29 protein-coding genes are annotated in these 26,225 nt (G+C 69.6%); 21 read left to right on the forward strand and 8 right to left on the reverse strand.

Translation table 11 applies throughout. From position 1 onward, the window contains the following. Window positions 1-40: 40 nt before the first annotated feature. The 3 genes from CFREN_RS05475 to nrdI all read right to left on the reverse strand — a co-directional run bounded on the left by CFREN_RS05475 (window position 41) and on the right by nrdI (window position 2,541). Complete coding sequence (locus CFREN_RS05475; RefSeq protein ID WP_156958419.1) at window positions 41-1,000, reverse strand: IS481 family transposase; 960 nt, start codon at window positions 998-1,000, stop codon at window positions 41-43. Between the two features lie 105 nt (window positions 1,001-1,105). Next, the gene (gene nrdF, locus CFREN_RS05480; protein WP_070520179.1) at window positions 1,106-2,095 is read right to left on the reverse strand and encodes a class 1b ribonucleoside-diphosphate reductase subunit beta; all 990 of its coding nucleotides are present in this window, start codon (window positions 2,093-2,095) and stop codon (window positions 1,106-1,108) included. After that, the gene (gene nrdI, locus CFREN_RS05485) at window positions 2,092-2,541 is read right to left on the reverse strand and encodes a class Ib ribonucleoside-diphosphate reductase assembly flavoprotein NrdI (protein ID WP_035122129.1); all 450 of its coding nucleotides are present in this window, start codon (window positions 2,539-2,541) and stop codon (window positions 2,092-2,094) included. Before nrdI ends, nrdF begins: the two co-directional genes overlap by 4 nt. Before the next feature lie 104 nt (window positions 2,542-2,645). Between nrdI and CFREN_RS05490 the strand changes: the two genes are divergently transcribed. Together CFREN_RS05490 and CFREN_RS05495 are read left to right on the forward strand one after the other, a co-directional pair. Beyond that, window positions 2,646-3,053: a pyridoxamine 5'-phosphate oxidase family protein gene (locus tag CFREN_RS05490; protein ID WP_035122131.1), complete on the forward strand. Its 408-nt coding sequence runs from the start codon at window positions 2,646-2,648 to the stop codon at window positions 3,051-3,053. Next, window positions 3,050-3,547 (forward strand): flavin reductase family protein, encoded by a 498-nt coding sequence (locus CFREN_RS05495; protein WP_070520180.1) that lies wholly within the window; start codon window positions 3,050-3,052, stop codon window positions 3,545-3,547. The genes CFREN_RS05490 and CFREN_RS05495 overlap by 4 nt, the downstream gene beginning before the upstream one ends. A gap of 3 nt (window positions 3,548-3,550) precedes the next feature. Here the strand turns inward: CFREN_RS05495 and CFREN_RS05500 are convergent, their stop codons facing one another. From CFREN_RS05500 to CFREN_RS05510, 3 genes are read right to left on the reverse strand one after another with little or no spacing between them, the layout of a single operon-like run. Then, window positions 3,551-4,234: a metal-dependent transcriptional regulator gene (locus CFREN_RS05500; RefSeq protein WP_070520182.1), complete on the reverse strand. Its 684-nt coding sequence runs from the start codon at window positions 4,232-4,234 to the stop codon at window positions 3,551-3,553. A gap of 28 nt (window positions 4,235-4,262) precedes the next feature. Next, on the reverse strand, window positions 4,263-5,522 hold the full coding sequence (locus tag CFREN_RS05505; RefSeq protein ID WP_246580185.1) for an MFS transporter: 1,260 nt from the start codon (window positions 5,520-5,522) through the stop codon (window positions 4,263-4,265). Further along, entirely contained in the window at window positions 5,522-6,247 is a 726-nt protein-coding gene (locus tag CFREN_RS05510; protein ID WP_209653284.1) for an IclR family transcriptional regulator, read from the reverse strand. Before CFREN_RS05510 ends, CFREN_RS05505 begins: the two co-directional genes overlap by 1 nt. Window positions 6,248-6,361: 114 nt before the next feature. Between CFREN_RS05510 and leuC the strand changes: the two genes are divergently transcribed. The 3 genes from leuC to CFREN_RS05525 all read left to right on the forward strand — a co-directional run bounded on the left by leuC (window position 6,362) and on the right by CFREN_RS05525 (window position 8,949). After that, the gene (gene leuC / locus CFREN_RS05515) at window positions 6,362-7,792 is read left to right on the forward strand and encodes a 3-isopropylmalate dehydratase large subunit (RefSeq protein ID WP_209653281.1); all 1,431 of its coding nucleotides are present in this window, start codon (window positions 6,362-6,364) and stop codon (window positions 7,790-7,792) included. A gap of 40 nt (window positions 7,793-7,832) precedes the next feature. Next, a complete protein-coding gene (leuD, locus tag CFREN_RS05520; protein ID WP_209653279.1) occupies window positions 7,833-8,426 on the forward strand; it encodes a 3-isopropylmalate dehydratase small subunit in 594 nt (197 codons plus the stop codon). Window positions 8,427-8,610: 184 nt separating this feature from the next. Beyond that, window positions 8,611-8,949, forward strand: coding sequence for an HU family DNA-binding protein (locus CFREN_RS05525; protein ID WP_070520189.1), 339 nt, complete (start codon window positions 8,611-8,613; stop codon window positions 8,947-8,949). 9 nt (window positions 8,950-8,958) lie between these two features. On the opposite strand, the gene CFREN_RS05530 is transcribed toward CFREN_RS05525, so the two are convergent. Beyond that, window positions 8,959-9,936 (reverse strand): NUDIX hydrolase, encoded by a 978-nt coding sequence (locus CFREN_RS05530; RefSeq protein WP_083291277.1) that lies wholly within the window; start codon window positions 9,934-9,936, stop codon window positions 8,959-8,961. 173 nt (window positions 9,937-10,109) lie between these two features. On the opposite strand from CFREN_RS05530, the gene CFREN_RS05535 reads away from it, so the two are divergent. Further along, the gene (locus tag CFREN_RS05535) at window positions 10,110-11,108 is read left to right on the forward strand and encodes an NAD(P)H-dependent glycerol-3-phosphate dehydrogenase (RefSeq protein WP_070520357.1); all 999 of its coding nucleotides are present in this window, start codon (window positions 10,110-10,112) and stop codon (window positions 11,106-11,108) included. Between the two features lie 76 nt (window positions 11,109-11,184). After that, complete coding sequence (locus CFREN_RS05540; protein WP_209653277.1) at window positions 11,185-12,300, forward strand: D-alanine--D-alanine ligase family protein; 1,116 nt, start codon at window positions 11,185-11,187, stop codon at window positions 12,298-12,300. 2 nt (window positions 12,301-12,302) lie between these two features. On the opposite strand, the gene CFREN_RS05545 is transcribed toward CFREN_RS05540, so the two are convergent. After that, complete coding sequence (locus tag CFREN_RS05545; RefSeq protein WP_209653275.1) at window positions 12,303-13,247, reverse strand: DUF3515 domain-containing protein; 945 nt, start codon at window positions 13,245-13,247, stop codon at window positions 12,303-12,305. A gap of 98 nt (window positions 13,248-13,345) precedes the next feature. Here CFREN_RS05545 and CFREN_RS05550 point away from each other — a divergent pair, with 98 nt between their 5' ends. From CFREN_RS05550 to CFREN_RS05615, 14 genes are all read left to right on the forward strand, one after another. Beyond that, the gene (locus tag CFREN_RS05550; RefSeq protein ID WP_209653273.1) at window positions 13,346-14,296 is read left to right on the forward strand and encodes a thiamine-phosphate kinase; all 951 of its coding nucleotides are present in this window, start codon (window positions 13,346-13,348) and stop codon (window positions 14,294-14,296) included. Then, a complete protein-coding gene (locus tag CFREN_RS05555) occupies window positions 14,296-14,982 on the forward strand; it encodes a uracil-DNA glycosylase (protein ID WP_070520197.1) in 687 nt (228 codons plus the stop codon). The genes CFREN_RS05550 and CFREN_RS05555 overlap by 1 nt, the downstream gene beginning before the upstream one ends. 10 nt (window positions 14,983-14,992) lie before the next feature. Beyond that, the gene (locus tag CFREN_RS05560) at window positions 14,993-16,582 is read left to right on the forward strand and encodes a DAK2 domain-containing protein (RefSeq protein ID WP_209653271.1); all 1,590 of its coding nucleotides are present in this window, start codon (window positions 14,993-14,995) and stop codon (window positions 16,580-16,582) included. A 12-nt stretch (window positions 16,583-16,594) separates the two neighbouring features. Further along, a complete protein-coding gene (locus tag CFREN_RS05565) occupies window positions 16,595-18,760 on the forward strand; it encodes an ATP-dependent DNA helicase RecG (protein WP_209653268.1) in 2,166 nt (721 codons plus the stop codon). A 44-nt stretch (window positions 18,761-18,804) separates the two neighbouring features. Beyond that, window positions 18,805-19,059, forward strand: a complete 255-nt coding sequence (locus tag CFREN_RS05570) for a biotin/lipoyl-containing protein (RefSeq protein ID WP_083291279.1) — start codon at window positions 18,805-18,807, stop codon at window positions 19,057-19,059. Further along, the gene (gene rsmD / locus CFREN_RS05575) at window positions 19,056-19,634 is read left to right on the forward strand and encodes a 16S rRNA (guanine(966)-N(2))-methyltransferase RsmD (protein ID WP_209653267.1); all 579 of its coding nucleotides are present in this window, start codon (window positions 19,056-19,058) and stop codon (window positions 19,632-19,634) included. Before CFREN_RS05570 ends, rsmD begins: the two co-directional genes overlap by 4 nt. Next, window positions 19,631-20,104 carry a pantetheine-phosphate adenylyltransferase gene (gene coaD, locus CFREN_RS05580; protein ID WP_209653264.1) on the forward strand — a complete coding sequence of 158 codons (474 nt, stop codon included), beginning with the start codon at window positions 19,631-19,633 and terminating at the stop codon, window positions 20,102-20,104. The genes rsmD and coaD overlap by 4 nt, the downstream gene beginning before the upstream one ends. A gap of 85 nt (window positions 20,105-20,189) precedes the next feature. Beyond that, the gene (locus CFREN_RS05585) at window positions 20,190-20,966 is read left to right on the forward strand and encodes a F0F1 ATP synthase subunit B family protein (RefSeq protein WP_070520205.1); all 777 of its coding nucleotides are present in this window, start codon (window positions 20,190-20,192) and stop codon (window positions 20,964-20,966) included. Between the two features lie 50 nt (window positions 20,967-21,016). Then, on the forward strand, window positions 21,017-21,610 hold the full coding sequence (locus CFREN_RS05590) for a YceD family protein (protein ID WP_209653261.1): 594 nt from the start codon (window positions 21,017-21,019) through the stop codon (window positions 21,608-21,610). Beyond that, complete coding sequence (gene rnc, locus CFREN_RS05595) at window positions 21,607-22,335, forward strand: ribonuclease III (protein ID WP_070520209.1); 729 nt, start codon at window positions 21,607-21,609, stop codon at window positions 22,333-22,335. The genes CFREN_RS05590 and rnc overlap by 4 nt, the downstream gene beginning before the upstream one ends. A 9-nt stretch (window positions 22,336-22,344) precedes the next feature. Further along, a complete protein-coding gene (gene mutM, locus CFREN_RS05600) occupies window positions 22,345-23,193 on the forward strand; it encodes a bifunctional DNA-formamidopyrimidine glycosylase/DNA-(apurinic or apyrimidinic site) lyase (protein WP_209653259.1) in 849 nt (282 codons plus the stop codon). Beyond that, the gene (locus CFREN_RS05605; RefSeq protein WP_209653257.1) at window positions 23,190-24,461 is read left to right on the forward strand and encodes a glycosyltransferase 87 family protein; all 1,272 of its coding nucleotides are present in this window, start codon (window positions 23,190-23,192) and stop codon (window positions 24,459-24,461) included. The genes mutM and CFREN_RS05605 overlap by 4 nt, the downstream gene beginning before the upstream one ends. Window positions 24,462-24,466: 5 nt before the next feature. After that, window positions 24,467-25,945, forward strand: a complete 1,479-nt coding sequence (locus tag CFREN_RS05610; protein ID WP_209654700.1) for an alanine/glycine:cation symporter family protein — start codon at window positions 24,467-24,469, stop codon at window positions 25,943-25,945. Then, window positions 25,942-26,223 carry an acylphosphatase gene (locus CFREN_RS05615; protein ID WP_209653255.1) on the forward strand — a complete coding sequence of 94 codons (282 nt, stop codon included), beginning with the start codon at window positions 25,942-25,944 and terminating at the stop codon, window positions 26,221-26,223. The genes CFREN_RS05610 and CFREN_RS05615 overlap by 4 nt, the downstream gene beginning before the upstream one ends. The last annotated feature ends 2 nt before the right edge of the window (window positions 26,224-26,225 follow it).

Raw genomic sequence — 26,225 nt, forward strand, 5'->3', positions numbered from 1 at the left:
CCCCCTATGTCCGGGACCCGGCGCCTGATGTACCCGGCCATCAGGTTGGTAGCAGTCGGCTGACCGGCGGGTGGCCTCCGAGTGCGCTGTGGCGTCGTTCAGTGTTGTAGTACTCCAGCCACGGCGCAAGGGCTGCCGTCCGATCACTGTTACAGGCGTAGATCTGGCGGTAGGCCCACTCGGTGGCCAGAGTGCGATTGAGGCGTTCGACCTTGCCGTTCTGCCATGGACAATGCGGCTTGATGAACTTCTGGACGATGCCATGTTCGGCGCACACCTCACGCAATGAGTAGCGGTAGGCCCAGGCATTGTCGGTCATCAGCCGCTCGACCCGGTCGATGCCGTGCTCGGCGAAGTAGGCGATCGCCCGTTCCAGGAAACCGGAGCAGGTGGCCCCCTTCTCGTCGGGGAGGACCTCGCTGTAGGCCAGGCGGGAATGGTCATCGACCATCGAGTGGACGTAGTCGTAACCGACTCTGGTCTTGCGGTCGCGTGGGGCGTTCGGGCGGCCATGGGCGCGCCATCCACCACCGTCGGGGATCTTGCCCAGCTTCTTGACGTCCATGTGCACTAACTCGCCCGGCCGGTCGCGCTCGTACCGCACTGCGGTGGTCTTGGATGAGCGGATCACCTCGCCGGTGATCGGGTCACATTGGCGCAGGTACGGAACACCGTGGCGGCGCAGAATACGCGAGACCGTCCGGGCCGGCACCCCGACGCGGGGACCGAGGACGTCCGGGCCCTCCCGATGCTCGGCACGCGCGGCAAGAACCTGCTTCTCGACCTCGGCACTGGTCTTGGTCGGCGAGGTGTGCGGGCGCGAAGAACGAGTCTGCAGGCCGGCCTCGCCCTCGGCGGCGAAGCGGTCGATCCAGGTCTTCACGCACTTGCGGGACACACCCATCGCCGCGGCGATGTGGGATTGGGGCCACCCGCACTGATGACGCTCGACGATCAGCCGGCGACCATGAACGGTCAAACGAGCACTACCGTGGGACACGAGAACCTCCGGTTTGGAAGTGGGCCTTAGACAAGCCACATCCCATCCGGAGGTTCTCGCTTAATCAACCAGGCTCGCCGCTACCAACCTGATGGCCGGGTACACCTAGAAGGCCCAGTCGCCGTCGTCGGTCTCCTCGGCCCGGCCGATCACGTACGACGAGCCCGAGCCCGAGAAGAAGTCATGGGTTTCCGCCGAATCCGGCGCGAGAGCGGCGAGAATTTCCGGTTCCACCTTCGCGGCCTCGACCTCGTACTGGGGGCGGTACCCGAGGTTCATCAGGGCCTTGTCGGCGTTGTAATGGACGAATGCCATGACTCCGTCGATCATCTCGAAGCCGTCGTAAAGCTCGGAAGAATAGGCCTTCTCCATGGCGAGCAGTTCTTCCACGAGGCCCAAGGTGAAATCCTCCATTTCCGCCCGCCGCTCCGGATGAGCCTCCAGGCCGCGCTGGTACTTGTAGCCGGAGTAGTAACCGTGGACGGCCTTGTCGCGCAGGATCAGGCGGATCATGTCGGCGGTGTTCATCATCACGCCCCTCGAGGAGAAACGCAACGGCAGGTAGAAGCCCGCGTACAGCAGCAGTGACGACAGCAGCGTCGCGGCCGCCTTGCGCTTCAGCGGGTCGGGCCCGCGGTAGTGGGCCATCACCGCCGTCGCACGGACCTGGAGCAGGGGATTGGCGGTGGCCCATGCGTAGGCGTCGTCGATTTCGGCCGTCGAGCACATGGTGGAGAACACCGATGAGTAGCTCCGCGCGTGGACGGCCTGCATGAACGCGATGTTCGCGTAGACGGCCTGCTCGTGCTCCGTGCGGGCGTCGGGGATCTGGCTGACTTCGCCGACGGTCGCCTGCACCGTGTCCAACAGGGTCAGCCCGGTGAAGACGCGGACGGTCAGGTCCCGCTCGCGCTGCTCCATCTGCCGCCATTTCGGGAGGTCGTTGGATAGCGGCACCTTTTCCGGCAGCCAGAAGTTGGCGGTCAGGCGCTGCCAGATCTCCAGATCCTTGTCGTCCTGCAGCCGGTTCCAGTTGATCGGGCGCAGCGGGCGGGTGTCTCCGGGGCGCCATTCCGGCGGGGTGATGTCGATCATGGGGTCGCGTGGTCCTTCGTGTGGTCGTTGGTCGGGTGGGTGCGGGCTGCGGTGGCCCAGAAGTCGGCGAGGCCCGCGCGGACGACGTCGACGTCGTGGTCGGTGCCCAGCAGCTCGAAGTGGAAGAGCTCCGGGACCCCGCATTTCGCGGAGATGATCGGGCCGGCGCAGCAGAACGCCTCGCCGAAGTTGGTGTTGCCGGAGGTGATGACGCCGCGGATGAGCGCGCGATTGTCCGGGTCGTTGAGGAACCGGATCACCTGTTTCGGCACCGCGTGCCGCAGTGCGCCGCCCCCGTAGGTCGGGGTGATCAGGACGTACGGGCGCCTGACGCGCAGTGGCGGGTCTTTCGGGGCGAGCGGTATGCGCACTGCCTCGAGCCCCACTTTCTCGACGAAGCGCCGCGTGTTCTCCGATGCGGATGAGAAGTAGACGATGAGTCCCATTCATCCCTTTCCGGTAGGCCGAATATTGAAGTACGTAGCACCGTAGTTTAGAGTGTGGTGCACCGATCAATCAATCCCGCTCGAGCGGGAGAAGGAGTAGTCACATGGCGCTCATCGACGAGAGCATGCGAGAAATGCTGTCCGAGCAGCTGCCCATCCTGGCGACCGTCACCGACGGCGAGCGGCCCAACGTCGGGCCGAAGCGATCGCTGCGCGCGTACGGCGACGATGCCCTGATCTACAACGAGAACACCGGCGGGCAGCACCTGGAGAACATCAGGGCCGGTTCGCCCGTCGCGGTGGCGGTCATCGACCGCCCGAACCTCGACGGCTACCGCTTCCTCGGCCGCGCGGAACTGCATGACGACGGCCCGGCGTGGGACGATTGCCTGGCGTTCGCCGCGGCCAACGGCATGGGCGAACCGAAGCACGCGGTGGTCATCCACATCGAGGAAGTGCATTCCCTGCGTTCCGGGCCGAAGGCCGGGACCCGGGTGGCTGGAGGGCGATGAACCCGGAAACCAATCATTTCGGCGAGGGGCTGCGAACGTTCTTCCGCGGCTGCGCGGCCGGGGTGTGGGTGATCACCACGGTCGACCCCGATGGGCGGCCGGTGGGCTTCACCGCGTCGTCCGTCGCGTCGGTGTCCCTCGATCCGGCGGTGTTCACCATCTCCATGCAGGCGGGCTCATCATCGTGGCCCGCCGTGGATGCGACCGGGCGGCTCATCGTCCATGCGCTGTCCTCCGGCCAGCAAGCCGTGGCACGCCTCTTCTCGACCTCCGGCGTCGACCGTTTCCGCGGCGTGAACTGGAGGCCGACGGCGGACGGCCTGCCGCTGATCGAGGGCTCCAACGGCTGGATGAGCGCGGAAATCCTCACGATCGTCCCGGTCGGGGAGTCGAGGCTGCTGCTGTGCAGGGCCACCGAGACCCACATCCCGGGCAACCGCCGCCCGCCGCTGGTCCATCACGACCGCGCGTACTGGGCGACCATGCCCGCCTGAGGGTCAGCCGCGCGGCGCGGCGATGCGGATGGATTCCGCCACGTCGACGGACACCGCGACGGCGCCGCCCTCCGGCGAGGCCGGTTCCAGGGCGATGACGCCCGACGACGCCCCGTCGTCGGAGATCGTGAACCCCGCCCCGGGCACCACGCCCCGCGCGCCCAGATGGCGCAGCAGGGCGGGGTCGGCGTCCCTGATCCGCGTGATCTCGATGGCCTCGCCGATCCGCGACGACGTCAGCGGGCGATCACCGCGATCGCCCAGGTCGCCGTCGGGCCCGGGGATGGGGTCCCCGTGGGGGTCGTGGGCGGGCGACCCCAGGTATTCGTTGAGGCGTTCCAGCATGCGGTCGGAGACGGCGTGCTCGAGCCGGTCGGCGTCCTCGTGGACTTCGTCCCAGGGGTAGCAGAGCACTTCGGCGAGGAACGTCTCCACGAGCCGGTGCCGGCGCACCATCTGCAGCGCCAACCGCCGGCCCTCCGGGGTGAGCGACACGGCGCCGTAGGGCGCGTGCTCGACGAGTGACTGTTCCCGCAGGCGCCGGATCTGGTCCGACACCGACGACGGGCGCAGCCCCAGGTGGGCCGCCACCTCGGACGGCGGCACCGGCGCGCCCGACCATTCGGACAGCGTCCACAGGGTCTTCAGGTAATTCTGCGCGCTGTCGCTGAGGTCCGTGAGCTCCATGGCGTTCAGCCTAATCCGGGGGCGCGCGTCAGGGGTCGAGGGTCACGTGGCGGTTCTCGTCGTCACGCGGCGCTACCGCCAGCGCCGCGGCCGGGAACAGCGCCGTGACCGCGAACAGCGCGGGAAAACCCACCGCCGCGACGATCGCGCCGGCGGCCGGGGGAGTGGCGGCGTAGATGATGTTCTGGAACGTGTTCTGCGTGCCCAGGGCGCGGCCGGACCACAGGGGACCGGCGTACTCGGCCACGGCCGTGAAAGCCAGGCCATTCGGCGACACCGATGCGACGGCCACGGCGCCGATGACGATCGTCGCCATGATGCCCAGGGGGGAAGCGGCGACCGCATCCGCGCCGGACGTCTCGGAGGCCCCGGCCGTCCAGCCCGCGCCCAAGCCGTCGAAAAGCGACATGAGCACCAGCAAGCCCAGCGTGACGCAGGCGACGTGCCGGTACGGACGCAGACGCGACCGCGCCCGGTCGGAAATGAAGCCCATCGCGGCACGCGACCCCGCCCCGCACAACTGCGCCACCATGACGATGACGCCCGCGGACACCTCCGAATGGCCCCGCGCGATGAGCCACACCAAGATGAACGACCCCATCATCGACTGCGGCCACGACAACAGCGCCGAGGCGACGTGAATGCGCACCAGGTACCCCGAACCCCGGTACGGGCTCACCGCGGCCGCCGCATGGTCGGCCGAACCCGACTCCGGACGCGGCGGATCCTTGATGCCCAACAGACACGCCACCGCCAGCAACCCGCACAGCACGGCGGCGAAGATCAGCGCGGCTCGGATGCCGTGGGCGGCGGCCAGCACCGGCAGCGTCACCGCCGACAGGGCCGAGCCCAGCGGCTGCGCCATCTGCCGGATGCCCATCGCCGTGCCGCGCTGCGACGGCGGGTACCAGCCCGACACCACGCGCCCCGACGCCGAATTCACCGACGCCGCGGCGCAACCGGCGAGGAACAGGGCACCGGCGAGCAACACGGGGCCGCCGCCGGAGGCCCACGCGGCCATGCCGGTCATCGCGGCCGTCGACCCCAGGCCCGACGACAGGGCGGCGCGCTCGCCGAAGACGTCGACGAACCAGCCCCACGCGATGAGCGTGAACACGATGCCCGCCGCCGGCATCGCCGCGATCAATCCCGCCGCGGGCAGCGACAGGCCCGATGCCGTCAGCGCCGGAATGAGAAACGGCGTGCCCATGTGGACGACGGAGGAGCCGACGGCGGCCAACGTCGACAAGCCGAGGACGAAATGCCGGTACGCGGGGGAGGCGGACACTACAGCCGCTTCTCCATGTCGGCCGCAGCGGCGAGCACCTCGCGGCCCCACGCCGCGTACGGCGACGGCGACAGGCGCTCGACGGGACCCGAAATGGACAGCACTGCCACGATCTCGCCGGTGCCGTCGCGGACGGGGGCGGAGACGCTGGCCAGGGCAGGGTCGCGCTCGCCCATGGACTCGGCCCATCCCTGCTTTGCGACGTCCGCCAACTCCTCCGCATCGAAGTCCGCCTCGGGCAACACGCGTTCGGCCAAACCGGCGGGGCCGTAGGCCAGGAGGATCTTCGCCGCCGAACCGGCCGACAGCGGCATGCGCGAACCGACCGGCACCGTGTTGCGCAGGCCCGTCGGCGGTTCGAGGGAGGCGATGCAGGTGCGGGCGTCGCCCGTGAGACGGTAGAGCTGCACGGATTCGCCCGTGGTTTCCATGAGCCGGGGAAGCACGTGGGCGGCGGCGTCGGCGAGCAGGTCCGAGGTGACCGGCGTCAGGTCCGTCAGCCCCGGGCCCGTGGTCCAGCGGCCGTCGGGCGTGCGGGTGACCAGGCGGTGCACCTCGAGTGCGGTGGCCAGGCGATGTGCGGTGGCCCGCGGAAGGTCGGTGCGCTCGCACAACTCGGCGAGCGTGCAGGGGCCTGCGGCGACCGTGGTGAGGATGAGAACGGACCGGTCGAGGACCTTGATCCCGCTCATCGGGGCCACGTCGGCTGTGCTAGTCTGTCCCATGCCATGATATTAACATCCCACGATCTGGGACGTGAGGATCGGAGCCGTCATCCCGGCCCGGTGACCCGGATCCGAGGATGACACAGCAGCCCAATCACGACCCGAGAGGTGACCATGAGCACCACGGACGCCAGCCCGAAGACGCTCGCCGAGAAGGTGTGGCGCGACCATGTCGTCAAGCCGGGCGATAACGGTGAACCCGACCTCATCTACATCGACCTGCACCTCGTCCACGAGGTGACGTCGCCCCAGGCCTTCGACGGCCTGCGCCTGGCCGGCCGCAAGGTCCGCCGCCCGGACCTCACCATCGCCACCGAAGACCATAACGTGCCCACCGACGGCGCCGGCGGCGGCGCGATCGAGCTCATCAAGGAGCCGACGTCGCGCACGCAGATCGCCACGCTGCGCAAGAACGCCGAGGAGTTCGGCATTCGCCTCTACCCGATGGGCGACCGCGAGCAGGGCATCGTCCACGTCGTCGGCCCCCAGCTGGGCCTGACCCAGCCGGGCACCACCGTCGTCTGCGGCGACTCCCACACCGCCACCCACGGCGCGTTCGGCGCCATGGCGTTCGGCATCGGCACCTCCGAGGTCGAGCACGTCCTGGCCACCCAGACGCTGCCGCTCAAGCCGTTCAAGACCATGGCGGTCAACGTCTCCGGCGAGCTGCGCCCGGGGGTGACCGCCAAGGACCTGATCCTGGCGATCATCGCCAAGATCGGCACCGGCGGCGGGCAGGGCCACGTCATCGAGTACCGCGGCGAGGCCATCGAGAAACTGTCGATGGAAGCCCGCATGACCATCTGCAACATGTCCATCGAGGCCGGCGCCCGCGCGGGCATGATCGCGCCCGACGCCACCACGTACGAGTACCTCAAGGGCCGCCCCCACGCCCCGCAGGGCGAGGAGTGGGACGCCGCCGTCGAGTACTGGGACTCGCTGGTCACCGACGCCGACGCCGAGTTCGACACCGTCGTCGACATCGACGGCTCCGCCTTGACCCCGTTTGTCACCTGGGGCACCAACCCCGGCCAGGGCGTCCCCCTGGGCGAGGCCGTGCCGGACCCGGAGCTCATCTCCGACGAAGACGAGCGCCTCGCCGCCGAGCGAGCCCTGGAGTACATGGACCTCAAGCCAGGCACGCCGATGCGCGAGGTTCCCGTCGACGTCGTCTTCGTCGGCTCCTGCACCAACGGCCGCATCGAGGACATGCGCGCCGTCGCCGACGTCCTGAAGGGCCGGACGGTCGCCGAGGGCGTCCAGATGCTCATCGTGCCGGGCTCCGCAAAGGTCCGCGAGCTCGCCGAGGCCGAGGGCCTCGACGCCGTGTTCACCGCCGCCGGCGCCGAGTGGCGTCAGCCGGGCTGCTCCATGTGCCTGGGCATGAACCCCGACCAGCTCGAACCGGGCCAGCGCTGCGCGTCGACCTCGAACCGCAACTTCGAGGGCCGCCAGGGCAAGGGCGGTCGCACCCACCTGGTCAGCCCGGCCGTCGCCGCCGCCTCCGCCGTCGCCGGTCATCTGGCGTCGCCGGAAGATCTCTGACGCACGCACACCGACACGTACTCCGAAAGGAACCGCGAAAATGGAGAAGTTCACCACCCACACCGGTGTCGGCGTGCCGCTGCGGCGCTCCAACGTCGACACCGACCAGATCATCCCGGCGGTCTACCTCAAGCGCGTGACGCGCACGGGCTTCGAAGACGGCCTGTTCAGCAACTGGCGCAACAACGAGCCCGACTTCGTGCTCAACCGCCCCGTGTACGCCAAGGGTTCCGTGCTGGTCGCGGGTCCGGACTTCGGCACCGGGTCGTCGCGCGAGCACGCCGTCTGGGCGCTGATGGACTACGGCTTCCGCGTGGTCATCTCGTCGCGTTTCGCAGACATCTTCCGCGGCAACGCCGGCAAGGCCGGTCTGTTGGCCGCGCAGATGGAGCAGTCCGACGTCGAGCTGCTGTGGAAGAAGCTCGAGGAGGAACCCGGACTGGAGCTCACCGTCGACCTCGAGGCGCGCACGGTCACCGCCGGCGACACGGTGCTGCCGTTCGACGTCGACGACTACACCCGTTGGCGTCTTCGCGAGGGCCTCGACGACATTTCGCTGACTCTGCGAAATGAGGCCGAGATTAACGCTTTTGAGGAATCCCGCCCCTCTCACAAGCCTCGTACGCTGCAGTAAATCCCCTGGTCGGGACGGGGTGAGGGCGCCACGCTCGCGTGGCGCCCTTTCGCATGCGCGGTTAAGTTGAGGAGGGAATCACGGCCCGGAAACGCAATCACGGCAGCACCATGAGCCGATGATTTTCCGAACGTCGATGCCCGCGCCCGCATGCCCACCTCGAAGCCACCGGAGGTCATCCGCGATGAACAAGGCCGACCTCGTCGCCGAACTGGCAGACAAGCTCGACATCAACCAGGCCGACGCCGCCGCGGCGATCGAGGGCACCCTCGACATCATCGTGCGGTCGGTGGCGCAGGGTGAATCCGTCACCATCATGGGCTTCGGCACCTTCGAATCGCGTCAGCGCGCCCCGCGTACCGCTCGCAACCCGCACACGGGCGAGACCATCGAGGTCCCGGCGACGCGCAGCCCCGCGTTTCGGCCCGGCAATTACTTCCGCGCCGTGGTCAAGGAGGGCCTCACCGACGACGCCGGCATCTCCGTGCGCCGCACCTCCTCGCACACGGGCTTCCGCGGCTGACCCGCGGCGTTACTTCACCGGCAGCGCGCTGGCGTAGTAGTCGGCGGTGGTCAGCACGCCGTCGTTGAAGCCCAGCACCCAGGCGGAGCCCTTCTTGCAGGGGATGTCCTCGATGGGCAGGGTGCCCTTGGCCGACAGCCACGCGATGGTGTCGGGGATGACGGTGCCCTGGGCGCAAATCACGGACACGCCGCCCTCGGCGACGACGTCCATGAAGCGGCGCTGCGCGTCGACCATGCGGGCAATGGAGGCATTGTCGCCGAAGAGTTCGTCGACGACGACGTCGACGCCCATTTCCGACGCCAGGGGCTCGACGGTGTGGATGCAGCGCACCGGTTCGGCCGAGTACACGCGCTCGGGGCGGAAGGGCAGCAGTCCGGGCACGAGCAGTTCCGCCTGGCGGCGGCCCTTCTTGTCGAGGGGGCGCAGGTTGTCGTCGCCGGCCCAGTTCTTGCGGTTGTGGGCGCGGCCGTGGCGGACGTAGATGATGCGGGTGTCGGGTTCGGTGCCCAGGCGCTTGCGGGCCTTGTTGAGCACGTCGACGTCGAGATCGTAGGTCAGCAGGTCGGCGGCGTCGTCGAAGCTCACCCAGCGCAGTTCGTCGACCTCGGCATTCGGCTCGAACTCGCCGTCGAGGACTTCCGCGGTCCAGTACCAGACGAGTTTCGTGCGGCCGGTGACCGGGTAGCTGACGTTGCCCAACAGCTTGCCCAGGCGCACGGTGTAGCCGGTTTCCTCGCGGATTTCGCGTTCGGCGGTCATGGGCAGGTTTTCGCCCGGGTCGAGCTTGCCTTTGGGCAGCGACCAGTCGTCGTAGCCGGGGCGGTGGATGATGCCGATTTCGGGGTTCGCCGCGTCTCCGCGCCACAGCACGGCGCCGGCGGCGTAGGTCGGCTTGGGCACGCCTTCGCCGGGTTCGACGCCGATCTCGCGCAGTCGCCCCGTCAGGCTCTGGTCGTTGACCTTGTCCTTGTCGTTTTCGTGCATCGTCATGGGGCTGCGACTCCTGTGCGGCGGACGGGGATTGCTGTCGATCAAGCATAACCCCGGCCCAGGTGGCTCACCTCCCGAACGCGATCGCCGTCCGGCATGGCTAGGCTTTACGACGACGGCGGGTGCCCGGGATCGACCCGCGCGAAACGATGGGGAAGGAGCCGACGATGGTGAGCGTTGCCGTGATGGGCGCTGGTTCGTGGGGAACGACTCTGGCCAAGGTCTTCGCCGACGCGGGCAACCCGGTGCGGTTGTGGGCCCGCCGCGGCGAGCAGGCCGAGCGGATCCAGGCCACGCGCGAAAACTCCGATTACCTGCCCGGGGTGGTGTTGCCGGAGAACATCGCGGCCTCCGACGACGCCGCGGCCACGCTCGACGGCGCCGACATCGTGGTGTTGGGCGTGCCGTCGCAGACGCTGCGCGGCAACCTGGCGGTGTGGCGCGATCTCATCGACCCGCAGGCGACGTTGCTGAGTTTGGCCAAGGGCATCGAGCGCGAGTCCCACAAACGCATGAGCGAGGTCATCACCGAGGTCGCCGAGGTCCCCGAGGAACGGGTCGCGGTGCTGTCGGGGCCGAACCTGGCGCGCGAGATCGCCGCGGGTCAGCCCGCCGCGACCGTCATCGCGTGCACCGACGTCACCCGCGCCCAGCTCGTCCAGGCGGCGGTGGCCACCGGCTACTTCCGCCCGTACACCAACCCCGACGTCGTCGGCTGCGAGATCGGCGGCGCCTGCAAGAACGTCATCGCGTTGGCGTGCGGCATGGCCACCGGGCAGGGGCTGGGGGAGAACACCCTGGCGACGATCATCACCCGCGGCCTGGCGGAGATCACCCGCCTGGGCGTCGCCGCCGGCGCGCAGCAGAAGACCTTCTCCGGTCTGGCCGGCCTCGGCGACCTGGTGGCCACGTGTTCGTCGCCGCTGTCGCGCAACCGCACCTTCGGCGAGCGCATGGGCCGCGGCGACACGGTGGAAGAGGCCCAGCACGCCACCCGCGGCCAGGTCGCCGAGGGCGTCATCTCGTCGATGTCGGTCCGCGAGCTCGCCCACGAACACGGGGTGGAGATGCCCATCACCGAAGCCGTCCACGCAGTCTGCCACCGCGGCCAGTCCGTCGAAGAGATGATTCGCGCGTTGATGGGACGGTCCCGCAAGGCGGAATGACCTCCGCGTCGGCGTCGTCAAGCAATCCGTGCCGCGAAGGCGGACGCATCCGGGCCCGGGGGTAGGATGCGAAACCATGACTTCGCCCGCACAGCGCACCGATGACCGCATTGCCGTCGCCGTCCTCTACGGCGGCGCGAGCCCCGAACACAACGTGTCCTGCGTGTCGGCCGGTGCCATCATGGCGCACCTCGACGCCGCCACGTACCGCATCGTTCCCGTCGGCATCACCCGCGATGGCACGTGGGCCCCGGGCACGTCGGATCCGGAGGCGCTGAGCAAGCACGGCCGCGAATTGCCGCAGGTCCCCGACGTCGCCGAGGGCGGCGACGAGCTGCAGCTGTCCGCCGACCCGAAGCGCGCCGGCGAGTTGCGCTACGTCGCGGGGCCGCGCGTGGGCGAGCTTCACGACGTCGTCGACGTGGTGTTCCCCGTGCTCCACGGGCCCAACGGCGAGGACGGCACCATCCAGGGCCTGCTCGAACTGTCGCGCATCCCGTTCGTCGGGCCCGGCGTGCTGGCGTCGGCGGCGGGCATGGACAAGGAACGCACCAAGAACCTCGCCGTCGCCGGCGGCATTCCCGTCGGCGAGCAGGTGGTGCTCCTCGACGGCGAGGAACTCGGCGAGGACGACCGCGACCGTCTGGGGCTGCCGGTGTTCGTCAAGCCGGCGCGCGGCGGATCGTCGATCGGCATTTCCAAGGTCGATTCGTGGGACGAGTTCGACGCGGCGCTGGAGCTGGCCCGCGCCCACGACGCGAAGGTGCTCGTGGAAAAGGGCATCGTCGGCGCCGAGGTCGAATGCGGCGTGCTGCAGCGGCCCGACGGCGAGCTGGTGGCGTCGGTCCCGGCGCTGCTGGCCGGCACCGAAGACTCCGACGAGGGCTTTTACGGCTTCGACACCAAGTACCTCGACGACGTCGTCACCGCGCAGATCCCCGCCCAGCTTCCCGCCGAGACCATCGAGCAGCTGCAGACGTTGTCGAAGCAGGTGTTCCGTTCGCTGGGCTGCGACGGCCTGACCCGCGTCGACTTCTTCGTCACCGCCGACGGGCCGGTGCTCAACGAGGTCAACACCATGCCCGGCTTCACGCCGATCTCCATGTACCCGCAGATGTTCGCCGCATCCGGCGTCGCCTACGCGGAGCTGCTGGACACCCTCGTCCGGCGCGCCCTCGTCGCCCGGAGGTAGCCCTACTCTTCGCTGGGCGAGGTGTTCTCCAGGTTCGCCGCGATGATGTCGGAGAAGGCGGGCAGCACGCCCGACGCCTCGGCGACCGGAAGGTGGACGGCGACGAACCGCTCGCGGCCCATCGCGTACCAGGTGCCCACGTCGCCGAAGGACATCGACGGCTCCGCGAACCACACGATGTCGTTGATCTGGGTCAGCTGCTCCTCGGTGTCGGCGTAGCCCTCCGGCTCGCCGACGCCGCAGCGCAGCGACACGATGCTGCCGCTATCGTCGACCCACACCATCGATCCGGCCGGCAGGTCGGCGTCGTCGACGCGGGTGCGTTCGCCGATCTTCGTCGGCAGGGCCGCCAGCAGGGCGGAGCAGCGCTCGTCGGCCTCGTCGGCGGCCAGGTCGGTCAGGGGCACGGGATTCGGTTCGTGGGCGCCGCCGACCTCGGAGTCGGGGAGCAGCGCCTTCGACAGGTCGTCGATGGCGTCGGCGCGATCGGAGTTGGCCGTCACGGCGACGACGGGCGTGCGGCCCACGGAAAACCACGTAGCCAGGTCGGAGCCGGCGGTGGCGTCGTCGACGCGGATCCACTTCACGCCGTCGACCTCTTCGGTCACCGACAGCTCGGTGTACTGCACCGGCACGTCCGCGCCGCAGCGCAGCGTCACCCGCTCGTCCGCGGTGTTGCGCCACACCGCCGCGCCCTTGGGGGCGGGGTCGGCGAGTTCGGCGCGCACCAGGCCGTCGACGCGGTCGGGAAGGCGCTCGAGAAGCTCGGCGCACTGCGGGGAATCGTTGTCCGGCATCTCCAGCGACGACAGCAGCACCGGGTTGCGGGCCTGGTCATCCTGGAACAGTTTCGCCCCGATGATCACGCCGAAAGTGAGCAGTACCGCGAGGGCCAGTGCGATGCCCGCACGGCGCCGGTTACCCTGTGCCTGAACGTTTTCTCCCATGTGGGAAAAGTCTACTTCGCCCCCGCCCCGGGCGATGCGCCGCCCCGCGGCCTCCCCGGCGGATCAGGGCGCCGCGGAAGGAACGGTGACCCCAAACCATGACGACAGTTGGAGAGGCCGGCGAGCACGCCGTCATCGCCGCCATCCGGGAAGCCGCGCCTTCGGCCCGAAACGGCGACGATGCCGCGGTGCTGTCCATGACGACCCCCAACGCCCGGTACATCGCGTCGACGGACATGCTCGTCGAGGGCCGTCATTTTTCCCTGGACTGGTCCACCCCCGAGCAGGTGGGGGCGAAGGCCGCCGTGCAGAATTTCGCCGACATCGAGGCGATGGGGGCACGCCCGACGGCGATCCTCATGAGCCTGTCGGTCCCGGAGGGCACGCACCTCGACGTGGTGCGCGGCATCGCGCGGGGACTGCGGGAGCAGGGGCGCAAGTGCGCCGCGGAACTCGTCGGCGGCGATGTCGTCGGCGGCTCGTCGCTGGTCATCTCCATCACCGCGATGGGCGAGCTCGGCGGCCCCGGCCGGCCCCTGGTGCGCTCGGCGGCGCGTCCCGGTGATGCGGTCATCGCCGCCGGCCGCATCGGGCATTCCGGCGCGGGCCTGGACATGTTGAAGCGGTACGGGTCGCCGTCGGCGGTGCCGGAGAAGTTCCGGGAGCTCGTCGACGCCCACCTGGTCCCCGATTTCGCCTACGGGCGGGGCCCGGTGGCGCGTGCCGCAGGCGTCAACGCCCTGACCGATAACTCGGATGGCCTCGTCGTCGACCTGACCGCGATCGCGGAGGCGTCGAACGTCACCATCGACGTCGACGAAACCGCCGTCGCCCCGTCGGAATTGCTCATGGCCGCCGCCGATTGCCTCGACACCGACCCGTGGCGCTGGGTGCTTGCCGGCGGGGAGGATCACACGCTGCTGGGCACGACGCCGGGGGAGCCGCCGACGGGATTCCGTCGCATCGGCACGGTCCACCGTGACCGGGGGCTGCCGGTGTCCGTCGACGGCCGCGAGCCGTGGTTGCGCGGGGGATGGGTGAGCTTCTGATGGGCGACGTCACCGATCGGCATCAGCGTCCCCTGCCCGTGGAGGCCGGGTGGGCCCGTGCGTTGGAGCCCGTCGCCGACCGCATCCATGCGATGGGCGACTTCCTCCGTGCGGAAAACGCCGCCGGGCGGGGTTACCTGCCGGCGGGCGAGGATGTGCTGCGGGCGTTCACCAAGCCTTTCGACGACGTCCGCGTCCTCATCGTCGGCCAGGATCCGTATCCCACGCCCGGGCATGCGATGGGGCTGAGTTTCTCCGTGCACCCGGACGTGCGGCCGTTGCCGCGGTCGCTGGCGAACATCTACCGCGAATACGAGTCCGACCTGGGGCTGACGCCGCCCGAGCACGGCGACCTGTCGCGCTGGACGGACAACGGGGTGGCCTTGTTCAACAGGGTCCTCACCGTCCAGCCGGGCAAGCCCGCCTCGCATCGGGGCAAGGGGTGGGAGGAGGTCACCGCCGAAGCGATTCGCGCCCTGGCCCGCCGCGACGCCCCGCTGGTGGCGATCCTGTGGGGCCGCGACGCTCAAACGGCGCAGCGGCTCCTCGGCGACGTGCCGTGCATCTGCTCCCCGCACCCGTCGCCCTTGAGCGCGTCCCGCGGCTTTTTCGGGTCGCGCCCGTTTTCCCGCGCCAATGACGCGCTGCGGTCGATGGGAGCCGAGCCGGTGGACTGGACGCTGTAATATGCGCGCCATGTCCTCGTCCGCCCGGCCCGCCCGGCCCACCCGCATCGATGGGACGTCCCTGCTCGACTGGGCGCGTCGCTGCGTCGCCGTCCTGGACCGGCGCCGCGAGGAAATCAACGAACTCAACGTTTTCCCCGTCCCCGATTCCGACACGGGCTCCAACATGGCCGCCACCATGTCCGCGGCGCTCGCCGAAGCGGAGTCCGCGGCGGAAGGCTCCTCTGATCAGCGCCTCGATGCGCATGACATCGCCATCGCTCTGGCCACCGGCGCGGTGCGCGGCGCGCGCGGCAACTCGGGCACCGTCCTGTCGCAGGTCCTGCGGGCCCTGGCGGAGGCGGCGGCCCCCGGCGGCTTCGGGGGCGAACACGTGCAGAAGGCCCTGAGCACCGCAGTCGAACACGTCGACCGGGCCATCGCCGATCCGGTGGAGGGAACCATTCTCACGGTCCTGCGCCAGGCCTCCGCCGCGGCGGGGCGGGAGAATCCCGACGACCTCGTCGGCGTCATCGTCGCCGCGGCCGACGCCGCTCGCCGGGCCCTCGAGCGCACGCCGTCGCAGCTGCCGGCCCTGCGTGAGGCGGGGGTCGTCGACGCGGGCGGGGCGGGACTGGTGTTGCTTCTCGACGCGCTCGTCGACGAAGTGTCCGGCGAGGCCCCCGAAGAACCCGATCTGCACGTCACCCCATCCACGCCGGAGGGCCCCGAGCTGGAGGTGATGCTGCTCGTCGACGTCGCCGCCGACCGGCTGGACGAGTTCCGCGCCACCATGCATTCGCTGGGCAATTCGCTGGTCATCGCCGGCGAGGGCGGCGACCGGCACATGATGCACATCCACTCCACCGACGCCGGCGCGGTCATCGAGGCTGTCCTTGATTTCGGGCGTCCGGAGAACATCCGCATCGAAGTCATCGACGACGGTGCCGGTCACGGGGCCGCGCCGTCGCGGTCGCTGCTGGCCGTGGCGCCGACGGGCCCGATTTCCGATCTGTTCGCCTCGGCGGGCGCGACGCCGGTGGGACCGGACGGCGACGTCGTCGGTTCGATCCTCGGCGCCATCGCGGGTCTGCGCGGCGACGGCGACGTCCTGCTGCTGCCCAACGGGCTGGTCGGCAACCGGGAGCTCATCCAGGTGGAGCTGGCGGCCCAGGCCGGCGGGCATTCGATCACCATCCTGCCGACGGCGACGCTGGCCAACGGGCTGGCCGCCGTCGCCGTGCACGACCCGACGATTCCGCTGGCCGTCGACGCCTACGCCATGAGCGAGGCGTCGGCGGGCATGCGCACCGCCACCCTCGGCGAGGCACCGAGCGCCGGGCTCACCGCCGCCGGCCCGTGCGCGAAGGGCGACGTGCTCGCCACCGTCGGCGGGGACATCCTCGTCGTGGGCGACACCGTCGCCGACGCCCTGACCCGCACCGTCGAGCTGATGCTGCGCTCCGGCGGCGAACTGGTCACGGTGTTGCTGGGCACCGGCGTCGACCCCGAGGCGGCCACGGCCCTGCGTCTGCGCCTGGAGGACGTCGCGCCGGGCGTCGATGTCACGGCCTACGCCGCCGACGGCATGGTCGAGCTCGCCCAGATCGGCGTCGAGTAGCGGGCGTCGGGAATGCTGGGCTGGTTGTCGACGGCGACGGCCATGACGCCGTTGCGGGAGGTCCTGGGCGCGAAGGCCGCGAAGAAGGTGAAGGACGCCCTCGGCGACACGTCCGTCGGCGAATTGCTTCGCCGCCTGCCCCAGCGCTACGCGACGCAGGGGCACAGTCTCAACGTCGATTACGCGCAGGTCGGGGAGTCGATCACGGCCGTGGTGGAGGTGGTCGGCGTCGTCACGCCGGACTCCGGTGACCAGTCGCAGCTGACCCCGAGGGGTAGGCCCCGCCAACCGTTGCGGATCATGGTCACCGATGGCGTGCGCACCATGCCCATGCCCATTTTCGGCCAGGCGTGGTTGGGCAAGGTGCTGCATTCCGGCACGCGGCTGCTGGTGCTGGGCACGCTCGGCGAGTTCCGGGGGCAGCCGCAGATCACCAACGCGGACATCCTGGTCATCGGCGCGGACGGCAAGCCGGGGGCGGCGACGGGGAAGCTGAAGAAGCTCATCGACGGCGCCGACGGGATGGCGGAGCTCAGGGGTCTGCTGGCGCGGCCCTACCTGCCGATTCACCGGGGTCGCAAGGGCCTGTCGGGCATCCTGTTGGCGCTGTACATCCGGCGGGTGCTGCAGTGGTTGCCGCGCCAGGCCGAGCCGTTGCCGGAGTTTCCGTCGGCGCTGCCGGGGTTCGACGAGGCCCTGCGGGAGGCGCATTTCCCAGGCGTCGACGGCCCGTTGGCGGCGTTGAACCGACTCAAGTACGACGAGGCCCTGGAGTTGCAGCTGGCCCTGGCCCTGCGCCGCGCCGGCAACGCCGACCGTGTGGCGCCGGAGTGCCCGCCGACGGAGACCGACTACGACCGCGTGTCCCGTCTCGCCGCGAATCTGCCCTTCGAGCTCACCCGCGGCCAGGAGGCCGTGTTCGCCGACGTCTCCGCGGACTTGGCGCGCCCGGTGCCCATGAACCGTTTGCTGCAGGGCGAGGTCGGCTCCGGCAAGACGGTGGTGGCGCTGCTGGCCATGCTCCAGGTCCTCGACGCGGGCCGCCAGAGCGTGCTGCTCGCCCCGACGGAGGTCCTGGCGGCGCAGCATGCCCGCACCATCCGGGGGTTGCTTGACGACGCCGGCGTGGACGCGCGGGTCGCCCTGTTGACCGGCTCGATGTCGGTCGGGGAGAAGCGGGCGACGCTGCTGGACACCGTCACCGGTGAAGCGGGGATCATCATCGGCACGCATGCGTTGCTGAGCGAGGGCGTGGATTTCTTCGACCTGGGGCTGGTGGTCATCGACGAGCAGCACCGGTTCGGCGTGCGCCAGCGCGACCGGCTGCGCGAGCGGGGCCGTGACGGCATGACGCCGCACGTGCTGGTGATGACCGCGACTCCCATCCCGCGCACCCTGGCCATGACCGTCTTCGGCGATCTCGACGTCTCCGAGCTGGCCGAGTTGCCGGGGCAGCGGCGGCAGGTGACCACGGTGGTGGTGCCGAGCGTCGAAAAGCCAACATGGGAGGCGCGCGCCTGGGAGGTCATCCGCGAGCAGGCCGCGTTGGGGCACCGGGCGTTCATCGTGTCGCCGCGCATCCTCGGCGAGGGCGAATCGGTGGAGGACAATTTCGACCTGGCGCGCCGCAACCTGCCGGGCGTCGACGTCGGATTCCTGCATGGGCGGATGACGCCGGAGGAGAAGGCCGCGGCGATGGCGGACTTCGTGACCGGGCGCACGTCGGTGCTGGTGGCGACGACGGTGATCGAAGTCGGCGTCGACGTCCCCGAGGCGACGGTGATGATGATCCGCCGCGCCGAAGGCTACGGCGTCTCCCAGCTCCACCAGCTGCGCGGACGCATCGGCCGCGGCGACCTGGAGGGCATCTGCTTCCTGTGCACCGAAACGTGGCAGGGCACGCCGGAGCGGGCCAGGCTCGACGCCATCGCGGAGACCAACGACGGTTTCCGGCTCGCCGAAATCGACGTGCGCACCCGCAAACACGGCGACGTGCTGGGCGAGGGACAGTCGGGTCTGGCGGCGGGCCTGGGGCTGCTCGACCTCGGCGAGGACGGCCGCATCATCGAGCGGGCGCGGAAGGACGCCGCCAAACTGGCCGCCGAGATTCCCGACTACGCGCGGCGGTTGACCTACGACATCACCGACGAACAGGCCGGGTACCTGGAGCGGAGTTGACCCGGATCCGCGCCATGCCGCGCCGCGTCCGTAGACTCGTGGCCATGAGCGAAACGAACGGTGACGACGGCGCCGTGGTCGTGTGCGCCCCCTTCGCGGGCGTGGCGCGGCTGCAGGTCGCCGAGGGCGACGACGTGACCGCCGGGGTGCCGGTCGCGGTGGTCGAGGCCGTGAAGCTGGAGGCCCCCGTGCCCGCGCCCTGCCCCGCGACGGTGGCGTCGGTGCTGGTGGAGGACTTTTCCGACGTTTCCGGCGGCGACCCGCTGGTGACGCTGACGCCGAAGGGCGACGGCCGATGACCCGCATCATCGCCGGCGTCGCGCGCGGCCGGAGGTTGGTGACCCCGAAGGGCGACGGCACCCGGCCGACGTCGGACCGGGCGCGGGAGGCGATCTTTTCGTCATGGTCGTCGCGCTTCGGCATCGAGGGCACCACCGTGCTGGACTTGTTCGCCGGTTCCGGTGCGCTGGGTCTGGAGGCGGCGTCGCGCGGCGCGGACGAGGTCGTCCTGGTCGAGTCCGATGCCGCCGCGTGCCGGGCGATCCGGCGCAACATCGAAACCGTCGGCCATCCCCGGGTGAGCGTGGCGGAGATGAAGGCGTCGACGTACCTGGCCGGCGCCCCGGCCGATCATTTCGACCGGGTCATCGCCGACCCGCCCTATGAGCTGGCGGGGGAGGCGGTGACGGAGATGCTGGAGGCGCTGCGTCCGGCGTTGCGCGACGGCGCCGTGGTCACCGTCGAGCGTCACTCCGCCGACGACGAAACCGTCTGGCCCGCGGGATACGGCATCCTGGAGCAGAAGCTCAAACGCCGAATCCACGGCCTGGCCCGCTTCGACACCGCGATCTACCGACGAGGGGAAGACCGATGACCCATGCCTGTTGCCCCGGTTCGTACGACCCGCTGACCAACGGCCACCTCGACGTCATCCAGCGCGCCGCCGCGCTTTTCGACGAGGTCACCGTGCTGGTCACCCACAACCCGAACAAGCAGGGGATGTTCACCCCGGAGGAGCGGATGCGCCTGATCGAGGAATGCACCGCCCACTTGGACAACGTCCGCGTCGATTCGTGGTCGAAGCTGCTGGTGGACTACACCACCGAGCGCGGCATCGCGACGTTGGTCAAGGGTCTGCGTTCGGCCATGGACTACGAGTACGAGGTGCCCATGGCGCAGATGAACCGCCGCATGTCCGGCGTGGACACGCTGTTCATCGAGGCGGATCCGAAGTACGGCCACGTGTCGTCGACCCTGATGAAGGAGGTCGTGCGCTACGGCGGTTCGGTCGAGGGGCTCGTGCCGGCGCCGGTGCAGAAGGCGCTTCGGGCGCGCCTGACCTAGGTGTACTGACCGGGGAGGTCGCACCGCAAAACGCCGTGGCCTGCAATCACCGCGAACATGCAGGTCATCGCGTACCCTGAGCGGCATGTACCGTGTTTTCGAATCCCTCGATGAACTTGTCCAGACCGTCGAGGAGGCCTATGGCGTTCCGATGACGGCCAACTGCATGGTGCCGCGGCGCGATGTGCTGGTGCTTCTCGACGAACTGCGCAACGCCTTCCCCGCGGAGCTGGACGACGCCCAGGACGTGCTCGATCAGCGCGACGTCATCATCGGCGACGCCGAGGCGTCGGCCGCCGAGTCGATTGCGGCGGCCGAGGAGGAGGCCCGCCGGATCATGGACGAGGCCGAGGACCGGGCCCGCCGCATGGTGGAGGACGCCGAGAATCGCGCCCACGCCACCGTCGCCGAGGCCCAGGAGGAGGCGGCCCGTCGCCGCGAGGACGCCGACCGCGAGTACCACCAGGTCACCGAGCGCGCCGCCGCGGAGGCCGATCGTCTGATCGCGTCCGGCAACGCGGCCTACGACCGTTCCGTCCAGGACGGCCTGGCCGAGCAGGAGCGCCTGGTGTCGGAGTCGACGGTGGTCCACGAGGCCAACGAGGAGGCCCGCCGGGTCATCGAGTCCGCCTACGCCGATTCGAAGCGTCTGCGCGGCGAGTGCGACGTGTACGTCGACGACAAGCTCGCCGAGTTCGAGGCGTCGCTGTCGGAGACCCTGCGTTCGGTCGGCCGCGATCGCGCCGCGCTGCGCAAGGGCGCCGGCGCCTCCGGTGCGATGGGCGACCGCGAGGGTCGCGATGGCCGCGACGACTACGGTTCGGACCGCCAGTACGACCACGGCGGCGACTACCGGCGCTGACTCCGACCGCCGGGGTGGGAACCCGGCGGGGGAGGTAGGATGACGGCATTATGAGTGCCGATTCCCCTTTCGTGTTTGACGTGGGCCGGGTGCTGCGCGAAGGCGCCCCCGAGCCCTTTTCCCGTGTCGGCGATTCCCCCGAGCGCATCGGCGCCGAGATGATCGCGGTGCAGCCGGGGACCGAGGTCCGTCTCGACGGCGTGATCACCCCGCTCGGCGGTGGCGTGCTCGTCGACGCCGATGTCCGGGCTCCGCTGACGGGCCGGTGTGTGCGGTGCCTCGGCGATCTGTCCGATGAACTCGACATCCACGTGTCCACCGTCTTTTCGGCGGGCGAGGGGTTCGTCGTCTCCGATGGCGAAGACGACGACGAGGACGTCGCCGACGACGTTCCCGCGCTCGTGGGCGACCTGGCGGACATCACGCAGGCCGTCATCGACGAGGTGGTGCTGTCGCTGCCGTTCAACCCGACGTGCGAGACGATCGAGGATCGCCCGTGCCGCGGCGACGAGACCGGGGTGCCCGCGCCCGATGGAGTATCCGGTGAGCAGGAGAACGCTCCCGATCCGCGGTGGGCGGGTCTGGCCGAGAAATTCGGTGACCTGCGCTCCGACGATGCTGCGGATGCCGGGGAGGGCAAGTGAGCAGGAAGCGGCGCCTGAGCGGTGAGGCGGCGCGGCAGGCGGCGTTCACGTCGGTCGACCATGCCCCGTTGCTGGAGCGTCTGGGGGTCGAGCTCGAGGACGATCGCCTGTGCCTGGCGTTGACGCATCGCAGCTTCGCCAACGAAAACGGCAACCTGTCCAACAACGAGCGCCTGGAGTTCCTGGGTGACGCGGTGCTGGGCATGTGCGTCGCCGAGGAGCTGTACCGGCGTTTCCCGGACCGGGCGGAGCAGGACATTTCGAAGATGCGCGCCGGCGTGGTGAACATGTACGCCCTGGCCGATCTGGCGCGGCGCATCGAGCTGGGCCCGCACATTCTGCTGGGCCGCGGCGAGAAGGCCACGGGTGGCGCCGACAAGCATTCGATTCTGGCGGACACGGTGGAGGCGCTGCTCGGCGCGATCTACCTGCAGCATGGTTTCGAGACGTCGAAGGCGACGGTGTTGCGGTTGTTCGACGCGATGATCGACGAGGCCCCGACGCAGTCGCGCGGCCGGGACTGGAAGACGCTGCTGCAGGAGCGGCTGTCGGCGAAGAAGCTGCCGGCCGCCGAGTACGTGGTCAGTTCGGAGGGCCCGGATCATGCCCGGACGTATTCCGTGGAGCTGCTCGTCGATGGCGTCGTGCGCGGCCGGGGGACGGGCGCGACGAAGAAGGAAGCCGAGATGCTCGCCGCGCACGAAGCGCATACGGCGCTGGGTTAGGGGAGCGGGGTGCCCGAACTTCCCGAGGTGGAGACCATCCGCCTGGGTCTCGATCCCCACGTCCGCGGTCGTCGCATCACCGGGGCGCGGGTGCTGCGCGACCGTGCGGTGCGCCGCCAGCCCGGTGGCGAAGGCGAGTTCGCCGCGCGCCTGGTGGGCCGCACGATCACGGGTACGGGGCGGCGCGGCAAGTTTTTGTGGCTGTCGCTTGACGACGAGTCGACGTTGCTCATCCATTTGGGGATGAGCGGTCAACTCATCATTCCCGGGCCCGATACGCCGCCGTCGCCGCATGTCCGGACTGTGGTGGAACTCGATGGCGCGACGCTGCAGTTCCGCGATCAGCGCACCTTCGGGTGGGTGTGGGCCTGCGACGCCGACGCCGACGGTGTTCCGGTTCCGGCGTCGCACATCGCCCGCGATCTGATGGATCCGCGCGTCGATCCGGTGGCCCTGGCGCACGTCATCCGGCGGCGCACCAGCGGCATCAAGCGGGTGCTGCTCAACCAGGAGGTGGTCTCGGGCATCGGCAACATCTACGCCGACGAGATGTTGTGGGCGGCCCGGGTCCACGGGGAAACTCCGGCCGACGAGGTGTCGGTGCGCATCCTGGCCAAGCTGCTGCGCGCCGGGCGCGAGGTGATGGGGCGGGCGATCGAGGTCGGCGGCACCAGCTTCGACGCCCTGTACGTCAACGTCAACGGCGAGTCCGGGTACTTTGCCCGGGACCTGGAGGCCTACGGCCGCGAGGGTGAGCCGTGCGGTCGCTGCGGCGCTCCCATCGTGCGCGCGACGTTCATGAACCGTTCCAGTTTCTTCTGTCCGCGTTGCCAGCGGCTCCCCCGAAAGGCCGCATGATTCACCACGTCACCGATTCCGCGGCAGAGTCCGCGCACGCGCCCCTCGACCGCATCGCCGGGTTCGTCCGGCACGGTTGGGTCCGCGCCGTCATCGTCGTCGCGTTTGCGGCGTTGGCGGCGACGAAGCTCGTCGATTTTTCCGGGCGGCCTCGTTATTTCCTCGACGCCGACGTCTACGCGGTGGGCGGGCGTCGCCTCCTCGACGGTTTGCCGCTGTACGACGGCGCCTTCCCGACGTCCACGGACGTGTGGCTGCCGTTCACGTACCCGCCGGTCGCCGCGGTGCTTTTCGCGCCGCTTGCGATGATCCCGCTGCAGCTGACGTTTCTGCTCGTCGCGGCCGCATCGATGGCGTCGCTGTGGTGGGTGCTGCGGGTGGTCGTCGTCAAGCTCGGGGGCCTGCGCGTCGTCGACGCGGGATGGCTTGCGCTGGCGTTGACCGCCGCCCTGCTGTGGTTCGGGCCGGTGCACACGACCATCGGGTTCGGCCAGATCAACGTCATCTTGATGATGCTCGTGACCATCGACGCCCTCGTCGTCCCGCCCCGCTTCCGGGGGCTGCTCACCGGTGCTGCGATCGCGATCAAGCTGACGCCGGCGGTGTTCGGGCTCTGGTTCCTGCTGCGACGGGACTGGGCCGGCATCGCGCGCATCGCGGCGTCGGCCGGCGGGCTGACGCTCCTCGGGCACCTGGTCGTGCCGGCCGATTCCACGAAGTATTGGCTGGACACGCTGGCCGACACCGGCCGCATCGGCGGGCCGATGTACGCCTCGAACCAGTCCATCGACGCCGAGTTGTGGCGCCTGGGCCTGCACACCGACGACGGCGGTTCGGGATTGTGGCTGGCGCTGGTGCTGGTTGCGTTTCTGGCCACGGTCGCCGTCATGGTGCGTTTGCTTCACGACGGCCACCCGTTCCTCGCCGTGTGCGCCAACTCGCTGTTCGGCCTGCTGGCCTCGCCCGTGTCGTGGTCCCACCACTGGGTGTGGGTGCCGGTGATGCTCGTCGCCGTGGCCGTCCTGGCGTTGCGCGGGACGGATGTCGGGGTTCTGCCGTGGGTGTTCGTCGCCTCCGGATTGGTGTGCTTCGCCCTCGAACCGCAGGCGTTGGCCCCCGCCGAACAAGGCCGTGAACTGGACTGGAGCGTGTTCTGGCACGTGGTCGGCAACTCGTACCTGTGGTGGGCGATCGCCGCCATGGTGATGCTCCGGTTCCTGTCAAGGCGTTTACCCGCCGTCGACGGGGGTCTAGAGTTCCATCCATGACCTGGATGGAAAGCGCCACGGACGCGGTGACGGCCTGGAACGACAAGTACTGGCTGTTCATGATCGGATTGCTCGTCGCGACGGGCCTGTACTTCTGCGCCAGGACGTTCGTGGTGCAGATCCGCTACCTGCCGGACATGTTCCGCGCCATCGGCGAAAAGCCGTCGGAGATTTCCGAGGGCGTCAAGGGAATCTCCAGCTTCAAGGCGTTCACCATTTCCGCGGCGTCGCGCGTGGGCACCGGCAACGTCGCCGGCGTGGCGGTGGCCATTTCCACCGGCGGCCCCGGTGCGGTGTTCTGGATGTGGCTGCTGGCCATCATCGGCGGCGCGACCAGTTTCGTGGAGTCGACGCTGGCGCAGCTGTACAAGGTGAAGGACCGGGATTCCTACCGGGGCGGTCCGGCGTACTACATCACCCGTGGCCTGGGCGAGAAGTTCCGGTGGCTGGCCGTCCTCTTCGCGCTGGCCATCACCGTGACCTACGGGTTCGTGTTCAACGCCGTGCAGTCGAACTCCATCACCGCCGCCGTCGCCGAGTCCACCGGTCGGGATTCGACCGGAATGAAGACCGCCATCGGCCTGGTGCTCGCCGCGGCGACGGGCGTGATCATCTTCGGCGGCGTGCAGCGCATCTCGAAGTTCACGCAGGTCGTCGTGCCCGTCATGGCCGTCGCCTACATCGCCCTGGGCCTGATCGTGTTGGCCATCAACTGGCGCAAGGTGCCGGGGATGCTGGCGCTCATCGTCGAGCACGCCCTGGGCATCCGGGAGATCGCCGGTGCGGCCGTGGGTACGGCGATCATGCAGGGCGTGCGCCGCGGCCTGTTCTCCAACGAGGCCGGCATGGGCTCCACCCCGAACGCCGCGGCGACGTCGTCGGTGTCGCACCCGTGCAAGCAGGGTCTGATCCAGACCCTCGGCGTGTACTTCGACACGATCATCGTCTGCACCGTGACCGCGGTCATCATCCTGCTGTCGAATCCGGAGTACGGAACGGGCGCGGAAGGCACGGCGCTGACGCAGGCGGCGTTGGCCGCGCAGGTCGGCGGGTGGGCGATTCACGCGGTGACGGTGATCATCTTCTTCCTGGCGTTTTCGTCGATCATCGGCAACTACTACTACGCCGAGGCCAACGTGCCCTTCCTCACCGGAAATAAGGCGGTGCTCAACGGGGTGCGCGCGTTGATCATGCTGTGCGTGCTCGGCGGGGCGTTGGGGTCGGTGCCGCTGGTGTGGGCGCTGGCCGACGTGTTCTCCGCTCTGATGGCCACCATCAACCTCGCCGCGATCCTGCCGCTGGGCGGAGTGGCCGTCGCGCTTCTGGCCAATTATTCGGCGCAGAGGGCCAAGGGACTCAACCCCGTGTTCCACCGGGACGACCTGCCGGGCATCCGGGGCCACGCCAACATCGAATGCTGGGACGGTTCCGACCCCATGACCGTGCGCGCCGACGCCGGTGGCTCTACCGGGGTCATCCGATGACCACCGCACCCGTTCGCCTCACCGCCTGGGTCCACGGACACGTGCAGGGCGTCGGGTTCCGGTGGGATACCCGCGTGCGGGCCCTGGAGCTGGGCCTGACCGGTTACGCGAAGAACTACCCGGATGGTCGGGTGCTGGTCATCGCCGAGGGGCCCGGGTCGGCCTGCAAGGCGCTGCTTGAGTGGCTCGAGAGCCCCGACGCGCCGGGATCCGTCTCCACCGTCGTCGCCGACGTCGGCGCCGCCCGGGGCGGTTACGAGGGGTTCGCCAGAAAGTAGGG

It is taken from the genome of Corynebacterium freneyi (assembly GCF_030408835.1).
Lineage (GTDB): Bacteria > Actinomycetota > Actinomycetes > Mycobacteriales > Mycobacteriaceae > Corynebacterium > Corynebacterium freneyi.

Excerpts from the sequence above, each read along its gene's own strand:
- nrdF (WP_070520179.1), bottom strand. The coding sequence starts at position 2,095 with ATGATCGACATCACCCCGCCGGAATGGCGCCCCGGAGACACCCGCCCG.
- nrdI (WP_035122129.1), bottom strand. The coding sequence starts at position 2,541 with ATGGGACTCATCGTCTACTTCTCATCCGCATCGGAGAACACGCGGCGC.
- CFREN_RS05490 (WP_035122131.1), top strand. The coding sequence starts at position 2,646 with ATGGCGCTCATCGACGAGAGCATGCGAGAAATGCTGTCCGAGCAGCTG.
- CFREN_RS05495 (WP_070520180.1), top strand. The coding sequence starts at position 3,050 with ATGAACCCGGAAACCAATCATTTCGGCGAGGGGCTGCGAACGTTCTTC.
- CFREN_RS05500 (WP_070520182.1), bottom strand. The coding sequence starts at position 4,234 with ATGGAGCTCACGGACCTCAGCGACAGCGCGCAGAATTACCTGAAGACC.
- CFREN_RS05510 (WP_209653284.1), bottom strand. The coding sequence starts at position 6,247 with ATGGGACAGACTAGCACAGCCGACGTGGCCCCGATGAGCGGGATCAAG.
- leuC (WP_209653281.1), top strand. The coding sequence starts at position 6,362 with ATGAGCACCACGGACGCCAGCCCGAAGACGCTCGCCGAGAAGGTGTGG.
- leuD (WP_209653279.1), top strand. The coding sequence starts at position 7,833 with ATGGAGAAGTTCACCACCCACACCGGTGTCGGCGTGCCGCTGCGGCGC.
- CFREN_RS05525 (WP_070520189.1), top strand. The coding sequence starts at position 8,611 with ATGAACAAGGCCGACCTCGTCGCCGAACTGGCAGACAAGCTCGACATC.
- CFREN_RS05530 (WP_083291277.1), bottom strand. The coding sequence starts at position 9,936 with ATGCACGAAAACGACAAGGACAAGGTCAACGACCAGAGCCTGACGGGG.
- CFREN_RS05535 (WP_070520357.1), top strand. The coding sequence starts at position 10,110 with ATGGTGAGCGTTGCCGTGATGGGCGCTGGTTCGTGGGGAACGACTCTG.
- CFREN_RS05540 (WP_209653277.1), top strand. The coding sequence starts at position 11,185 with ATGACTTCGCCCGCACAGCGCACCGATGACCGCATTGCCGTCGCCGTC.
- CFREN_RS05545 (WP_209653275.1), bottom strand. The coding sequence starts at position 13,247 with ATGGGAGAAAACGTTCAGGCACAGGGTAACCGGCGCCGTGCGGGCATC.
- CFREN_RS05550 (WP_209653273.1), top strand. The coding sequence starts at position 13,346 with ATGACGACAGTTGGAGAGGCCGGCGAGCACGCCGTCATCGCCGCCATC.
- CFREN_RS05555 (WP_070520197.1), top strand. The coding sequence starts at position 14,296 with ATGGGCGACGTCACCGATCGGCATCAGCGTCCCCTGCCCGTGGAGGCC.
- CFREN_RS05560 (WP_209653271.1), top strand. The coding sequence starts at position 14,993 with ATGTCCTCGTCCGCCCGGCCCGCCCGGCCCACCCGCATCGATGGGACG.
- CFREN_RS05565 (WP_209653268.1), top strand. The coding sequence starts at position 16,595 with ATGCTGGGCTGGTTGTCGACGGCGACGGCCATGACGCCGTTGCGGGAG.
- CFREN_RS05570 (WP_083291279.1), top strand. The coding sequence starts at position 18,805 with ATGAGCGAAACGAACGGTGACGACGGCGCCGTGGTCGTGTGCGCCCCC.
- rsmD (WP_209653267.1), top strand. The coding sequence starts at position 19,056 with ATGACCCGCATCATCGCCGGCGTCGCGCGCGGCCGGAGGTTGGTGACC.
- coaD (WP_209653264.1), top strand. The coding sequence starts at position 19,631 with ATGACCCATGCCTGTTGCCCCGGTTCGTACGACCCGCTGACCAACGGC.
- CFREN_RS05585 (WP_070520205.1), top strand. The coding sequence starts at position 20,190 with ATGTACCGTGTTTTCGAATCCCTCGATGAACTTGTCCAGACCGTCGAG.
- CFREN_RS05590 (WP_209653261.1), top strand. The coding sequence starts at position 21,017 with ATGAGTGCCGATTCCCCTTTCGTGTTTGACGTGGGCCGGGTGCTGCGC.
- CFREN_RS05605 (WP_209653257.1), top strand. The coding sequence starts at position 23,190 with ATGATTCACCACGTCACCGATTCCGCGGCAGAGTCCGCGCACGCGCCC.
- CFREN_RS05610 (WP_209654700.1), top strand. The coding sequence starts at position 24,467 with ATGGAAAGCGCCACGGACGCGGTGACGGCCTGGAACGACAAGTACTGG.
- CFREN_RS05615 (WP_209653255.1), top strand. The coding sequence starts at position 25,942 with ATGACCACCGCACCCGTTCGCCTCACCGCCTGGGTCCACGGACACGTG.